The sequence below is a fragment of the Citrobacter farmeri genome, from assembly GCF_019048065.1.
GTDB classification, from domain to species: Bacteria; Pseudomonadota; Gammaproteobacteria; order Enterobacterales; family Enterobacteriaceae; genus Citrobacter_A; species Citrobacter_A farmeri.
The window spans coordinates 3,946,829-3,962,413 of the sequence record NZ_CP077291.1; the positions used below are offsets into that span (position 1 = coordinate 3,946,829).

General features: G+C 54.1%; 13 protein-coding genes. 2 read left to right on the forward strand and 11 right to left on the reverse strand.

Going from position 1 to position 15,585, the window contains the following annotated elements; genetic code table 11:
• Positions 1-164 precede the first annotated feature (164 nt).
• On the forward strand, positions 165-1,832 hold the full coding sequence (gene ettA, locus I6L53_RS18480; protein ID WP_042324039.1) for an energy-dependent translational throttle protein EttA: 1,668 nt from the start codon (positions 165-167) through the stop codon (positions 1,830-1,832).
• 96 nt (positions 1,833-1,928) lie between these two features.
• Here ettA and I6L53_RS18485 read toward each other — a convergent pair whose 3' ends face one another.
• The 8 genes from I6L53_RS18485 to I6L53_RS18520 all read right to left on the reverse strand — a co-directional run bounded on the left by I6L53_RS18485 (position 1,929) and on the right by I6L53_RS18520 (position 10,469).
• Entirely contained in the window at positions 1,929-2,672 is a 744-nt protein-coding gene (locus I6L53_RS18485; protein WP_042324040.1) for an oxidative stress defense protein, read from the reverse strand.
• Positions 2,673-2,765: 93 nt separating this feature from the next.
• On the reverse strand, positions 2,766-3,401 hold the full coding sequence (gene argO / locus I6L53_RS18490; protein ID WP_042324143.1) for an arginine exporter ArgO: 636 nt from the start codon (positions 3,399-3,401) through the stop codon (positions 2,766-2,768).
• 143 nt (positions 3,402-3,544) lie between these two features.
• A complete protein-coding gene (locus I6L53_RS18495) occupies positions 3,545-4,405 on the reverse strand; it encodes a small-conductance mechanosensitive channel MscS (RefSeq protein WP_042324041.1) in 861 nt (286 codons plus the stop codon).
• A gap of 125 nt (positions 4,406-4,530) precedes the next feature.
• Positions 4,531-5,466, reverse strand: a complete 936-nt coding sequence (allS, locus tag I6L53_RS18500; protein WP_042324042.1) for an HTH-type transcriptional activator AllS — start codon at positions 5,464-5,466, stop codon at positions 4,531-4,533.
• Positions 5,423-6,250 carry an oxamate carbamoyltransferase subunit AllH family protein gene (locus tag I6L53_RS18505; protein ID WP_042324043.1) on the reverse strand — a complete coding sequence of 276 codons (828 nt, stop codon included), beginning with the start codon at positions 6,248-6,250 and terminating at the stop codon, positions 5,423-5,425. Before I6L53_RS18505 ends, allS begins: the two co-directional genes overlap by 44 nt.
• A gap of 43 nt (positions 6,251-6,293) precedes the next feature.
• The gene (locus I6L53_RS18510) at positions 6,294-7,556 is read right to left on the reverse strand and encodes a YlbE family protein (protein ID WP_042324044.1); all 1,263 of its coding nucleotides are present in this window, start codon (positions 7,554-7,556) and stop codon (positions 6,294-6,296) included.
• Between the two features lie 15 nt (positions 7,557-7,571).
• Positions 7,572-9,233, reverse strand: coding sequence for an acyl-CoA synthetase FdrA (locus I6L53_RS18515; RefSeq protein ID WP_042324047.1), 1,662 nt, complete (start codon positions 9,231-9,233; stop codon positions 7,572-7,574).
• A gap of 12 nt (positions 9,234-9,245) precedes the next feature.
• Positions 9,246-10,469, reverse strand: coding sequence for an MFS transporter (locus I6L53_RS18520; protein WP_042324049.1), 1,224 nt, complete (start codon positions 10,467-10,469; stop codon positions 9,246-9,248).
• Positions 10,470-10,804: 335 nt separating this feature from the next.
• Here I6L53_RS18520 and I6L53_RS18525 point away from each other — a divergent pair, with 335 nt between their 5' ends.
• On the forward strand, positions 10,805-11,710 hold the full coding sequence (locus I6L53_RS18525) for a carbamate kinase (RefSeq protein ID WP_042324052.1): 906 nt from the start codon (positions 10,805-10,807) through the stop codon (positions 11,708-11,710).
• A 127-nt stretch (positions 11,711-11,837) separates the two neighbouring features.
• On the opposite strand, the gene fbaA is transcribed toward I6L53_RS18525, so the two are convergent.
• The 3 genes from fbaA to epd all read right to left on the reverse strand — a co-directional run bounded on the left by fbaA (position 11,838) and on the right by epd (position 15,242).
• Positions 11,838-12,917 carry a class II fructose-bisphosphate aldolase gene (gene fbaA, locus I6L53_RS18530; RefSeq protein ID WP_042324053.1) on the reverse strand — a complete coding sequence of 360 codons (1,080 nt, stop codon included), beginning with the start codon at positions 12,915-12,917 and terminating at the stop codon, positions 11,838-11,840.
• Positions 12,918-13,007: 90 nt separating this feature from the next.
• Positions 13,008-14,171 carry a phosphoglycerate kinase gene (gene pgk / locus I6L53_RS18535; RefSeq protein WP_042324055.1) on the reverse strand — a complete coding sequence of 388 codons (1,164 nt, stop codon included), beginning with the start codon at positions 14,169-14,171 and terminating at the stop codon, positions 13,008-13,010.
• 51 nt (positions 14,172-14,222) lie between these two features.
• A complete protein-coding gene (gene epd, locus I6L53_RS18540) occupies positions 14,223-15,242 on the reverse strand; it encodes an erythrose-4-phosphate dehydrogenase (protein WP_042324057.1) in 1,020 nt (339 codons plus the stop codon).
• Positions 15,243-15,585: the final 343 nt, after the last annotated feature.

Consider the following 15,585-nt stretch of genomic DNA (forward strand, 5'->3'; position numbering starts at 1 on the left):
AATGATTTCATGCTAACCAGTCATTGGCATTTACGCCATGTCGAGGACACTTTTTTACTTTTACGGCGAGTGAGATCTGCTGGCTGGGATTGAGAGGGGAAAAAGGCTACACTTCGCCTTTGAAAACATTTAATCATCACGATAAATACAGAGGCGAGTCCAACGTGGCCCAATTCGTTTATACCATGCATCGTGTCGGCAAAGTCGTTCCGCCGAAACGTCATATTCTTAAAAACATCTCTCTGAGCTTCTTCCCTGGCGCAAAAATCGGCGTACTGGGCCTTAACGGCGCCGGTAAGTCTACCCTGCTGCGCATCATGGCGGGTATTGATAAAGATATTGAAGGCGAAGCCCGTCCGCAGCCAGGCATCAAAATTGGTTACTTACCGCAGGAACCTCAGCTTAATCCGGAGCACACCGTTCGCGAATCTGTCGAAGAAGCGGTGGCGGAAGTCGTCAACGCGCTGAAAGGTCTGGATGAGGTTTACGCAAAGTATGCCGAGCCGGATGCCGATTTCGATAAACTGGCCGCGCAACAGGGCAAGTTTGAGGAGATCATTCAGGCGCACGACGGTCATAACCTGAATGTGCAACTGGAACGCGCGGCCGACGCCCTGCGTCTGCCGGACTGGGACGCTAAGATCGCGACGCTCTCCGGGGGGGAACGTCGCCGTGTCGCACTGTGCCGTCTGCTGTTAGAAAAACCTGACATGCTGCTGCTCGACGAACCGACCAACCACCTGGATGCCGAATCCGTGGCCTGGCTGGAACGCTTCCTGCATGACTTCGAAGGCACCGTGGTGGCGATTACCCACGACCGTTACTTCCTCGACAACGTTGCGGGCTGGATCCTCGAACTGGACCGCGGCGAAGGTATTCCGTGGGAAGGTAACTATTCCTCCTGGCTGGAGCAGAAAGATCAGCGTCTGGCGCAGGAAGCCTCTCAGGAAGCGGCGCGCCGTAAATCTATCGAGAAAGAGCTGGAGTGGGTTCGTCAGGGCGCGAAAGGCCGTCAGTCTAAGGGCAAGGCCCGTCTGGCACGCTTTGAAGAACTGAACAGCACCGAGTACCAGAAACGTAACGAAACCAACGAACTGTTTATTCCACCTGGACCGCGTCTGGGCGATAAAGTCGTTGAGGTCAGCCACCTGCGCAAATCCTACGGCGACCGCGTGCTGATTGACGATCTGAGCTTCTCCGTACCGAAAGGCGCGATCGTCGGTATCATCGGCCCGAACGGCGCGGGTAAATCGACGCTGTTCCGCATGATGTCCGGTCAGGAACAGCCTGACAGCGGCACTATCACGCTGGGTGAAACCGTCAAGCTGGCCTCTGTCGATCAGTTCCGTGACGCCATGGATAACAGTAAAACCGTGTGGGAAGAAGTGTCCGGCGGGCTGGATATCATGAAGATCGGCAACACCGAAATGCCAAGCCGCGCCTACGTTGGCCGCTTTAACTTCAAAGGTGTTGACCAGGGCAAGCGCGTTGGTGAACTGTCCGGCGGTGAGCGTGGTCGTCTGCATCTGGCGAAACTGTTACAGGTTGGCGGCAACATGCTGCTGCTTGATGAACCGACCAACGATCTGGATATCGAAACCCTGCGCGCGCTGGAAAACGCCCTGCTGGAGTTCCCGGGGTGCGCGATGGTTATCTCGCACGACCGTTGGTTCCTCGACCGTATCGCGACTCACATTCTGGACTACCAGGATGAAGGCAAAGTGGAGTTCTTTGAAGGTAACTTTACCGAGTACGAAGAGTACAAGAAACGCACGCTGGGCGCAGACGCGCTGGAGCCGAAGCGTATCAAGTACAAACGTATTGCGAAGTAATTGTTAGTCATGTCGGATGGCGGCGAAAACGCCTTATCCGGCCTACAGGACGCGTATCTGTAGGCCGGATAAGCGCAGCGCCATCCGGCATTTCGATTATTGCGCTTTCGTTGCCGTTGCCGGTTGTTGGCCCGCCGCAGGTTCCAGTTGGAACACCACATCGACCTGATCATCAAACTGAATCGCCGCCTGCTCGTAAGTCTCCTGAGCAGATACCGGTGCCGCATCCGCTTTCATCATCCGCACCATCGGGCTTGGCTGATAGTTCGAGACATGGTAACGCACGCTATAAACCGGACCCAGCTTGCTGTTAAACCCTGCCGCCAGCTCCTGCGCCTGATGTATCGCATCATCAATCGCCGCTTTACGCGCTTTGTCTTTGTAAGCATCCGGTTGCGCCACGCCCAACGATACAGAGCGAATTTCGTTCAGTCCCGCCTTCAACGCACCGTCCAGCAGCGGATTGAGTTTATCGAGCTGACGCAGCGTCACTTCGACAGTCCGCACCGCACGATACCCTTTCAGAATGCTTTTCCCGTTCTGGTAGTCGTAATCCGGCTGTGTGCGCAGATTCGCCGAACTGATGTCTTTTTTCGCGACCTGATTTTGCTCAAGGAAGGAAAGGTATTGCGCAACGCGCTCATCAGCCTGTTTCTTCGCTGTCGCCGCGTCTTTCGCCGCAACATTAACCTCAATTGCCAGCGTGGCAATATCAGGAGCAGCATCCACGCTTGCCGTCCCGGAAGTCACGATGTGCGGTCCATCAGGCAATTCGCCTGCCTGCACCGACATTGCACTGAATCCCACTAATGCCGCCAGGGCCATCACTTTGAACTTCACTGTCGCTCCTCCATGTTACGTGAGTTGCCCCAAATTTCAGGGCGCATGCAGGCAAGCTTAGCGCGAAATAGTGTGTTGTCCATCAGACAACGCTTAGTTGAACAAACCGTGAACATGCGCAACGCCTTCTTTTGCCAGTTGAAAAGCGATAAACCACATCACCAGGCCGACCAGCATATTGATGATCCGCTGCGCTTTTGCGGTTCGCAGTCGCGGTGCGAGCCACGCCGCCAGCAGTGCCAGCCCGAAGAACCACAGAAAGGAGGCGCTGACGGTGCCGAGCGCAAACCAGCGTCGGGGTTCCACATCCAGTTGTCCGCCCAAACTGCCCAACACCACAAATGTATCCAGATAGACGTGTGGATTCAGCCATGTCACCGCCAGCATAGTGGCGATAATCTTCCAGCGCCCCTGCTTCATCACTTCTGCGCTGGCCAGTTCCAGGTTGCTGCTCATCGCCGTCTTTAACGCGCCAAAGCCGTACCACAGTAAAAAAGCCACCCCACCCCATGTGACCAGCGCCAGCAACCAGGGCGATTGCATCAATAATGCGCTACCGCCAAAAATTCCGGCGCAAATCAGTAACAAGTCGCTGACGGCGCACAGCAGCGCAATCATGATGTGATACTGGCGACGTATCCCCTGATTCATCACAAAAGCATTCTGCGGGCCGAGCGGAAGTATCATGGCGGCGCCGAGCGCAATACCTTGAAAATAATACGATATCACGATAATCATCCTGAGCGTTGTCTTTATAGCGCAGACTATAGCGCGGGATAATTATTAGCGGAAATGGATAATATTAATCGCATATTAGGGAAATTAATATCGAAGGGATTTGCCGGATGGCGCAATGCGCATCCGGCACACCATTACTCTGCCGCGCTGTCTTTCACGCGTTTGAAATTGACGTCCATTTGCGGATACGGGAAGCTAATACCGGCGGCATCAAACTCACGCTTGATTCGCTCCAGCACGTCCCAGTACACGTTTTGCAGATCGCCGCTGTTGCTCCAGACACGCACCACAAAGTTGAGCGATGACGCACCCAGCTCATTCAGACGCACCGTCATTTCGCGATCTTTCAGAATGCGGTCTTCCGACTCGATAATACCCGTGAGGATCTGCTTCACCTTATCGATATCAGAGTCGTAGGCGACGCTGATAGTGAACTCATTACGGCGTACCGGCTCGCGGGAAAAGTTGATGATATTGCCGGCAATGATTTTGCCATTCGGGATCACGACAATTTTACCGTCCACGGTGCGCATGGTGGTGGAGAAAATCTGTACATTCAGCACCGTCCCGGCGACGCCGCCCAGATCAACATACTCCCCGGCACGGAAAGGACGGAACATGACCAGCAGAACGCCTGCGGCCAGGTTGGACAACGATCCCTGCAACGCCAGACCGACTGCCAAACCGGCGGCACCGAGCACCGCAATCACCGATGCCGTCTGTACCCCAACCCGACCCAGCGCGGCAATCAGCGTAAAGGCAATAATCCCGTAGCGCACCAGCGCGGAGAGAAAGTCTGCCACGGTGGCATCAATATGACGCGCCACCATCAGACGGTTAACCGTGTTCGATACCAGACGCGCCACAATCATCCCGACAATAATAATGGCAATTGCCGCCACGATATTGACGGCATAGCTCAACAGCAATTCCTGGTTGCGGACCAGCCAGCTCCCCGCACCGTTGATGCTGTCGACAACATTCAAATCTTCCATTACATGTTCCTTGGTCATAACAAATCAGAGCAAATGAGATCAATCTCACGAAAATACCCTGTTAAAGGTAAACAATAATGGGGGAATATGCCATTTCCCTTATGTTCCAATTCTGGATTACACGACTATTGCCGCTCTGCGGGACGATCCACCATCCGCAAAAATCCTCCCACCAGCGCATTTTTCTGTTTAAAAATATCGGCAATTTCGCTAACCACTTTTCCACTTCCGGCATTCTTCCAGGCGATAGAGAGCGGTGATGGCTGGCGAGGATTCACTACCGAACGAGCCACCAGCGCGCCCGACTCTACATAAGGACGACACAGACGCTCCGGTAAAAAACCGACGCCCAGACCGCTTAAGTGACAGGCCAGCTTGGTGCTGAGGTCCGGAACTTTAATCTCCTTTTGTCCGCTCAACAGCCAGGCCACACGACGGGTGAGCGTGCGTGACGTATCTTCAATGTTGATGGCGGGGTAACGACGCAGCATGTCATCGGATAACACCGTTGCCGGATGGCTGGCCAACGGGTGATTCTGCGCCACCACAAACTGCCAGCTAATGTCCCCCAGCGGCAGCAACGATATGTTGTTTGACAGGGATTCGGAACCGGTCACGCCAATCGCCAACTGATAGTCGTCATACAGCAGCGAATCCCACACGCCCATATAAACCTGGCGGGAGATCTGGAAGCGGGTGAAGGGAAATTGTTGATGCAGCCACGTCAGTAAATCGGCGGTCGTCTGCGGCTGATACAGCAAATTGTTGATGACGATATTGACCTGACGTTCGACACCCGCGTTGATCTGCTGCAACTCATCGGGCATGGCGTCCAGCCAGTTGAGCCACTGGCGACAATGTTCGAGCAGATGCTGACCGGCCAGCGTCAGGCTGACGGAACGCGTGGTGCGTAAAAAAAGCTGCGTTCCCACCTGTTCTTCCAGCGTTTTTATGCGGTAGCTGATTGCCGCGGGCGTTTTATGCAGCGAGCTGGCGGCACGGGAAAAACTCTCGGTCTCAGCCACCCGAATAAATGTGCGTATTGTTTCCTGATCGAGCATGCATTCCCCTTGAGTCAGCTGTCTGTAGCCAGCGTTGCGCCAGCGCAATCCCCAACACGGTGTCAGCGCCGGAGGTGTGCCCCACCGTGAGCAGGCGGTGAAGCGCACGGCCTGCGTCACGCCCGGCTTGCAAGCTACGTATCACGCCCAACACTGGCGTCGAAAACTCGCCCACTCTGGCACTATTAAGGTAGCTACAGCTTACCGAAGTTGTCAGCAGTGCGAGTTGATCCGCCGGGGGTAAAAAAAGGTGAACCGGTATCCCGGCAGCAATAAAGACCGCCAGCATCCCTGTCAGCATATCATCACCGCTGGGCGTGAGTCCGGGACCTCGCCCGATAAGCCAACGCCAGTCAGGCACTGCGCCACTCCCCCAGCATTCCAGCCCGGCGATAATCTCCGGGTAACACGTCAATGTATTGAGTGGCTGGTTGAGTGTGCCCCCCAGGCCGGTTTGCTGAACGCAAGAAGAGAGGTCGAGAGGAGCGATGACACCGGGTTCCAGTTGCAATCTGAGCTGGCGTTGAGGGCAAAGGATTACCCCCTGCCCGCTCAGCAGCTCCCCGGTTTTGTACAGGTGCGAAACCGCCGTCAGGCGGGAAAACTGAGCACGGCTCAACAGCATGCCTGCCGGCCCCATACCTTTACCGTAGCGGTATAACGTCAGTAAATCGCCGTTTGCATGACTAAAATTGATCGCCTGCGAGAAGCGACTGTGTAGCGTCCATTTACCATCAGGTAGTCGATAAAGCCCGGCGCAGGCCAGAGTATTGAGTGTATTCATCGGTCCACTCCGGGGCGGCACTGCCGCCCCTTTAACACGTCACTTATGCCGTGATGTGATGCTCTTCCGCCAGCGCTTCCAGCGCTTTCTCAAAGCAGAGCAGCGGTGCGCGAACCGTTCCCGCACCAACCTGGCCAATCCCGGCTTCGCGATGAGCGATCCCGGTGTTGATCAGTGGCGTAATCCCCGTTTCGACAACGCGACGGATATCCAGCCCCAGACACGCCCCCTTGAAATCCCAGGACGGGATTTGGAACAACGGGTTGTTAGCCAGATAGATTTCCGCCATCTCTTCGGAGGTTTCCAGCGCGGCGCCCATACCGCCGGCACCAACGAAACGCGTCACGCCGGGTGCCGCAATCATTGCCGCGCCACCGATACCCAACGTCTCAGTAATTGCGCTATCACCGATATCCGGGTTGGCGTCAGCCTGGCTGTAGCCAGTAAAGAACAGGCCCTGCGGCGTATTCACGGGTGCAGTAAACCAACGATCTCCGGTGCCGCTGACGCGGATCCCAAACTCACGACCGTTGCGCGTCATTGCTGTCACCACCGAACCGGCTTTAATCTCTGCCGCCGCGTCCATCACCGCTTTGCTGTAGGCCATCGCCAGATTAAGGAAGAACTGATCGGTCACGCTCAGGAATTGCAGTACTTCAATGATTTCGGCTTTCGGTCGGTCCAGATCCGCAATCACAGGAGACAATGTGCGCAGCAGCAGCGACGAGGCCGCGATATTGCGCTGATGGAATTCGTCACCCATCGTAATCGCCTGAGCCATCATCGCCGTCAGATCCACGCCGTTCTCCATGCGCGATAAAGCCTCCTGCAGCACCGGTGCCAGCGTATCGCGCATCCAGCGCAGACGCGTCTGCACATCCTCACCGTAGGCACCGAAGCGCATGACCTTGCCGATCCCTTCGTTCAGGTTGCAGCAGGACTGATTGCCGTGCACCACGTCTCGCACCACCAGCACTGGCATGTTCGCAGAAGTGATTCCGCCCATCGGGCCGACGGCGCCAACATGATGGCACGGGATAAACTCCACCTCGCCCTGGTTCAGGAGAGCCAGAGCCTCTTCTTCACTGGCCGCCCAGCCCTCAAACAGCGATGCGCCGATACAGGCACCGCGCATTGGCCCCGTCATCTCTTCCCAGGCAATCGGTGGACCGGCGTGCAGTAATTTACGTCCGCAAGACAATTCAACCACCGCCTCTTTCGCAGGACGGACAGCAACCCAGTGCGGGCGCGCGGCTTTAATGCGTTCAATAATGGCGTCGTTAGCCTGTGCAATTGATGAATACATATCGGTACCTCTGAATTAATGTAACTGCTTGAGTAAACTGGCGAGACGCGCATTGCCACCGGCAATCGGCGCCCACTGATAATGCACAACCGGCGTGCCGCTGCTTTGCAGATCCAGCGCGAAACTGCGCAATCCGGCATTGATAACCTGTACGCCATCCAGCAACGTGTCAGGTTCGGCGGAAGGACGGGCGTCCTGATGATGTGTCAGGCTGATAGCAAGCAGCACCGCCTCCTCCAGGGTTTCCACCACGGCGATGCCTGCGTCACGCAGGATATCAATTTGTCCGCTACGCCCCTGCGGGTCGGCATCGGTTCCGGTCATGGTGGCGATAGTTACCAGCGGCGCGCTCCGCGTCGCACGAACCCGTTCGATTGCCTCAACAACCGCGCCCGCCGGGTCGGCGCAGGCGCCATAGCCCAGTACCACATCCAGCAGCAGTACACCCACGTCCGGCATCGCTGCCAGCTTTTCGATTTCAATACTGCGGGTTGTCGGGTCGATCATCGGATGCGGTCTGCCTAACGTGTAGCTGTCATCCCCCAGATCAACAATGCGATGGCCCTGCGCGTCGAGCATGACGCCAGCAGCGTGGCTTTCGCTTACCGGTACACCCAGCCCGGCCGAAAGCAGCATCGCCGCCTCCGCCGCGAGGGTTCCACCGGCATACAGACCATAAATACCTTTCCCTGCGACCTCGGGTTGAATCAGGCGCTGCTCCGCCACACGCATTAGCAACACGGCCAGTTGGGCGGCATCCGAGAGTGAATCCGCCAGCCAGACGTTCCCCTCACGACGCTGTTCCGGTTTATTGCCGAGAAAGAGCGCAACCACCGGTTTCCCCACCTTCTGCATTGCATTAATAATACGGGTTCTGACCTGCGGTGACGGCGGTTTGGAGACAAACGCGATCACTCGCGTGGCATCATCGGCAGCCAGCATCTCCAGCGCCGTTAATGCACTGATGCCGCCCACTTCCGCGCTCAGATCGCGCCCTCCCAGGCCGATGGCATGACTGACGCCCTGTTGATGCAGCGCGATCTGCGAGGTAACCTCCTGAATGCCGGTCCCGGATGCCCCTATCACGCCAATCCCACCTTCTGGTAACACGTTAGCGAAAGCCAGGGGACTACCGGCAATCATCGCCGTCCCGCAGTCCGGTCCCATCACGATTAGCCCCTTTTCGCGAGCCAGCGTTTTCAGCTCGACTTCCTGCTCCAGCGGCACGTTATCGGAGAACATCATCACGTTCTTACCCGCCAGCAGCCCCTCTTTCGCCACCGAGGCCGCATACTCCCCGGCAACCGAAACCAGCAGCAGATTAGCCTGCGGCAATTTCTGGCACGCGCTCTCCCAGCGGCGCGCCTTCAGCAGTTGTTGTGAACTACCCGAGGCACTGGCAATCGCACTCAACTCTTTTTCCAGCTGGTCGCGAATTAATTCGAGGATCTCGGGTTGCTCATCATGCGTTCGTACCGCCACACAAATATCGTTCGGTGTGGCTTCAGCAAAATCGTCATGCCAGAAGCCCGTGGAATCCAGCATCGCTTTATTCGCTGGCGTTCCCATCATGACGGAAACCTGGTCGACTTCCGGGCGCTCACTTAATTTCCGGGAAATAATCATCAGGCTGACGGAGTCCTGAAAGCTTCCCTTTTTAATAAAGGCGTAAATCATTACCGCTACCTCTTATGTACGTTTTTCTTTCAAAAACAGCATGGCAACCAATCCAACAACTAGCAGAATGGCTGACACATAAAAACTGGATGCCAGGCTGCCCGTTATATCGCGCGCCGCACCGGCAATAATGGGAGCAAGAATGGAGGAACTCATGCCGATAAAATTAAATAAGCCAAACGCGGTGCTGTAATTATTTTCATCGACGCTATCAGCAACCAGCGCAACCAGCACAGGATCCAGCGCCAGTTTGCCGACGAGGCCGTAAACACACAGCGCGACAATCACACCGGTCATATTTGGCATCCAGACAATAGACAGCATGCTGAGGATCGCCACCGGGACGAGGAACATAATTAACGGTTTGCGCTTACCTAATTTGTCAGAGAGGCTGGAGAATAACAGCGCGCCGGGAATTGAAATCCAGGCCACCAGCGAAGAGATAAACCCGGTTTCGCTACCGGCAATACCGCGCTCATTTTGCAGATAATAGGGAAGCCAGGTCAGAATAACGAAGAAACCAAACAGGCTACAGAACACCATAATATAGGTCAGAACGAGGTTGCGGTTTTTCAGGAGATCGCTGAATTTGCCTTTTTTCACCGGCTGACCGTCGGTATCTACGGTACGTTTCTTTTCTTTTACAAACAACCAGATCGCAATCCCCACCAGCACCGAAGGAACCGCCATCGCGTAAAATGGCATCCGCCATGAATGGCCCTGATCGTACACCAGCCAGCTTGAGGTCATCAGCCCCAGCGCGATACCAAAAGCCATACCGCTATTGATAATTGCGCTACCCAGCGAGCGGTACTTTTTAGGGATTTGCTCTGAAGAAAGGCCGTACTGAGGACCGTAGTAGGTCCCTTCTCCCGCGCCGGTTACCACACGAGCAAACAGCAGCATGTACCAGCTTTTTGCCCAGCCGGTAACTGCAGTGAACACGCCAAAGAGAATAAACCCTGGCACCAGCACTTTTTTCTTACCGATTTTGTCACCGAGGATTCCGGCCGGAACCTGTAATAACGCATAAGAAAAATAAAACACAGAATTAAGAATGCCTAATTGCGTTCCACTTAAACCAAACTCTTTCTCCAGTTCACCCATCACCGGGTTCAATACCGTCCGATCGGCGTACATGAAAATCCATCCCAGCCAGAACAGGAAAATGGTAACCCACCAGGCCGGTATTCCTTTTTTCTTCGTGACCTCAGTCGCTTCACATGATTCAGACATAAATAATCTCCCGGTAATATTTACCGCTGAACACCTCAGGTTATCTGACGATTGATGAGGCTTGATGTTTTAACTGTGCTCACCATATCGGGCCATGACGCCATTTCGTTTGAGCAAAATCACACAAAATCCATTGTTATAAATTCCTGGGAACTGACCACAGCATTATTAAAAAAAGTCTAACAATCACTTTTTAAATATTTTAAACAAACCAATTAAAAATAATCCGAATTAACACGTTATTTTTATCAGTCAATAAGCTGTCGAATAAGTCACATTATAAAAAGTCAGTAACGTTATTTTGACCACGGGATATTTTTCACATTGAGATCATAATGAAAAAGAAACTGGTTATTGCGCTGGGTGGAAATGCATTATTACAGCGCGGAGAGATACTGAGCGCGGAAAACCAGCAGCGCAGCATTCAGGTTTTTGCGCAAAGGGTAGCGACGCTGGCCCGCGATTATCAACTGGTGATTGTTCACGGTAACGGGCCTCAGGTAGGGTTACTGGCGTTGCAGAACGCGGCATATACAGAATCTCCCGCCTGGCCACTTGATATACTGGTGGCCGAAAGCCAGGGAATGATTGGGGCTGCTATCGCCCAGGCGCTGACGCAAAACGTGGGCGGCACGCCGGTGACCACACTGATGACTCGGGTAGAGGTAGACCCCAAGGATGAGGCGTTTGCTACGCCGGGTAAATACATTGGGCCGGTGTATCAACCCGATCAACAGGCTGAACTGGAGCAACGCTACGGCTGGACGATGAAGGCCGATGGGCAGTACATCCGTCGGGTCGTTCCCTCACCAATGCCGCAAAACATCCTCGACAGCGATGCCATCCAGATGCTGATGGAAGCGGGACATACGGTGATTTGCTGTGGCGGCGGCGGCGTTCCGGTGGTGACTCAGGGCGATGGATACCAGGGAACCGAAGCGGTGATCGATAAAGATCTGACGGCGGCGGTGCTGGCGAATGCCATCAACGCCGATCACCTGCTGATCCTGACCGATGCCGATGCCGTCTATGAACACTGGGGGACGCCGCAGGCGCGCGCATTACGACACGTGACAACAGAAGAGTTAGCACCTTTTGCGGCTCCGGATGGCGCAATGGGACCAAAAGCGGCAGCAGTGATCCATTTTGTTAAGCAAACCGGAAGTTCGGCGTTTATCGGCGCCCTCAAAGATGCACCGCAGATATTAACGGGCGAGAAAGGCACCTGCGTGACACAGTAAACGCCCTGCCGTTTGTTATTGCCGGATAGCAACGCCAACATGTCTTATCCGGCTTACAACATCCTCCGGCAGCAAAGCAAAAAAAAGGCTTCCCGAAGGAAGCCATTTTGACAATCAGCTGACGACATTACAGAACGTCGATCGCATTCAGTTCTTTGAAAGCCTGTTCCAGACGCGTGATCATGGAAGTCTGGCCAGCACGCAGCCATACGCGCGGATCGTAGTATTTCTTGTTCGGCTGATCTTCGCCTTTCGGGTTGCCCAACTGACCCTGCAGGTAAGCTTCGTTTGCTTTGTAATAGTTCAGAACACCTTCCCAGGTCGCCCATTGGGTATCGGTATCGATGTTCATTTTGATTACACCGTAGCTTACGGAGTCTTTGATTTCCTGAGCAGTAGAACCGGAACCACCGTGGAAGACGAAGTTCAGGCTGTTGTGCGGCAGGTTGTGTTTCTTAGAAACATAGTCCTGAGAGTCGCGCAGGATGGTTGGGGTCAGAACCACGTTACCCGGCTTGTAAACGCCGTGTACGTTACCGAAGGACGCAGCGATGGTGAAACGCGGGCTGATTTTGCTCAGCTCGGTATACGCGTAATCAACGTCTTCCGGCTGGGTGTACAGGGCGGAAGCGTCCATGTGGCTGTTGTCCACACCATCTTCTTCACCACCGGTGCAACCCAGTTCGATTTCCAGGGTCATGCCCATTTTGGACATACGCGCCAGGTATTTGGAGCAGATTTCGATGTTCTCTTCCAGTGACTCTTCAGACAGGTCGATCATGTGAGAAGAGAACAGAGGTTTACCGGTGGCCGCGAAGTGTTTTTCACCCGCATCCAGCAGACCGTCGATCCACGGCAGCAGTTTCTTCGCGCAGTGGTCAGTGTGCAGGATAACCGGAACACCGTAGTGCTCAGCCATCTGATGTACGTGGTGCGCACCAGAGATCGCGCCCATGATTGCCGCACCCTGAGGAACGTCAGTTTTCACGCCTTTACCCGCGATGAACGCAGCGCCGCCGTTGGAGAACTGTACGATAACCGGCGCTTTAACTTTTGCTGCGGTTTCCAGTACGGCGTTGATAGAGTCGGTACCCACGCAGTTAACTGCTGGCAGAGCGAAGTTGTTTTCTTTTGCTACCTGGAAAACTTTCTGTACGTCATCACCGGTGATAACGCCAGGTTTTACGAAATCAAAAATTTTAGACATGTTACGAGTCCTGTATCTTCGGCCTTGGAAAGGGGTGCGTGCTACTAAAGCGCGCTGAAAATTGGGCAGGTTTCCCTGCCCATGAGTGTCTTACTTCTTAGCGCGCTCTTCGAGCATCGCTACTGCAGGCAGAACTTTACCTTCCACGAATTCGAGGAATGCGCCGCCGCCAGTGGAGATGTAGGAGATTTTGTCAGCAATACCGAACAGGTCGATAGCAGCCAGAGTGTCGCCACCACCGGCGATAGAAAACGCGTCGCTGTCTGCAATCGCGTTAGCCACGATTTCAGTCCCTTTACGGAAGTTCGGGAATTCAAACACGCCAACCGGACCGTTCCACAGAATGGTTTTCGCATTCTTCAGGATTTCAGCCAACTGCTGTGCAGAAGCGTCGCCGATATCCAGGATCTGCTCGTCTTCTTTCACGTCGTTTACAGATTTCAGCGTAGCTGCAGCGCTTTCAGAGAACTCGGTCGCAACGCGAACATCAGTCGGAACCGGGATATCACAAGTGGTCAGCAGACGTTTGGCTTCATCAACCAGATCGGCTTCGTACAGGGATTTACCCACATTGTGGCCCTGAGCAGCAACGAAGGTGTTCGCGATGCCGCCGCCAACGATCAGTTGGTCAGCGATTTTGGACAGTGAGTCCAGAACGGTCAGTTTGGTAGAAACTTTAGAACCACCCACGATAGCAACCATCGGACGAGCCGGTTCTTTCAGCGCTTTACCCAGCGCATCCAGTTCTGCTGCCAGCAACGGACCGGCACACGCGACGTCAGCAAATTTGCCGATACCGTGAGTGGAAGCCTGCGCACGGTGAGCCGTACCAAAGGCGTCCATCACGAACACGTCGCACAGTGCGGCGTATTTTTTAGACAGCGCTTCGTCGTCTTTCTTCTCGCCTTTGTTAAAGCGAACGTTTTCCAGAACCACCAGTTCACCCGCAGCCACTTCAACGCCGTCGAGGTAATCTTTTACCAGGCGAACCGGGTTAGACAGTTTGTCTTTCAGGTAATTAACAACCGGCAGCAGAGAGAATTCTTCGTTGTACTCGCCTTCGGTAGGACGACCCAGGTGGGAAGTTACCATGACTTTAGCACCCTGTTTCAGGGCCAGTTCGATGGTCGGCAGAGAAGCACGGATACGCGCATCGCTGGTCACTTTCCCTTCTTTAACTGGTACGTTCAGATCCGCACGGATAAAAACACGTTTACCAGCAAGATCCAAATCGGTCATCTTGATTACAGACATGGTGAATCCTCTCGTTGATTCTTGATAAAGTTTTGCAGGCGCCTTCGCGCCCTACCTGAAACCTTTTGCAGCCATCGCTAACGTGGTGTCGAGCATTCTGTTAGCAAAGCCCCATTCATTGTCACACCAGACCAGTGTCTTAATAAGGTGCGCGCCACTGACCCGCGTTTGCGTACCATCGACAATGGCGCTATGCGGGTCATGATTAAAATCGACTGAGACCAACGGTAATTCCGTATAGTCAACTATATCATGAAATGCACCTTGTGCCGCTTTTTGCAGCAACTGGTTGACTTCATTAGCTTTTACTGGCTTCTTCACCGTCACGCTTAAGTCGATTGCCGTGACGTTTATCGTCGGTACCCGCACCGCAATCGCTTCGAAACGATCGTTAAACTGCGGGAAAATACGGGTGATGCCAGCCGCCAGTTTGGTATCCACCGGAATGATCGACTGACTCGCCGCCCGCGTACGACGCAGGTCAGGATGGTATGCATCAATAACCTGCTGATCGTGCATCGCGGAGTGAATGGTAGTCACCGTACCGGATTCTATGCCATAGGCATCATCCAATAATTTGATAATGGGAATAATACAATTCGTGGTGCAGGAAGCATTGGAGACGATGCGGTGTTCCTCGCGCAGTTGATCCTGATTGACGCCAAATACCACGGTGGCGTCGAGATCGTTGCTGCCAGGATGTGAAAAGAGCACTTTCTTCGCGCCGGCGGCGATATGCGCCTCGCCGTGTTCGCGGTTCCCGTAGACGCCCGTACAATCCAGCACAATATCAACGCCCAGTTCGCGCCAGGGCAGCGCGTCAAGCGAGGGCTCATGCAGAATGCGAATCGCGTCGTCGCCAACCATGAGCTGCTCGCGCTCCTGGCGAACGTCCCATGCAAAACGTCCATGACTGGTGTCATATTTCAATAAATGCGCCATGCCCGAGGCATCCGCCAGTTCATTGATTGCCACCACGGTGATTTCCGCCCGACGTCCGGATTCATATAAAGCACGAACCACATTACGTCCGATGCGACCGAAGCCATTAATCGCTACGCGTACGGTCATAGATCTCCTGCAAGGCTATCCCGATTCAGATGTGGCTGACAGAGTAATCCAGCGCATCGTTCAGGGAAACCTTACCTGTCGCAAACTGCGACTGATTGATTATTTGTCGAACATTTAATCGACTGAAACGCTTCAGCTAGAATAAGCGAAACGGGGAATAAAAGGAATGATTGTCCAGTTGGAGAAGACAGTTATCTGACCTACATCACATTTCCGCCCCCACTATCACGGAATTTATTCCAGAATCGCGAATAAGCGTAGCAAGATCTTTTCGTTGCCGTGGCGAAAATCCTGATTTATATCAGAGAGCACATTCGTCAGCGTCTATATGATTGACGCTACG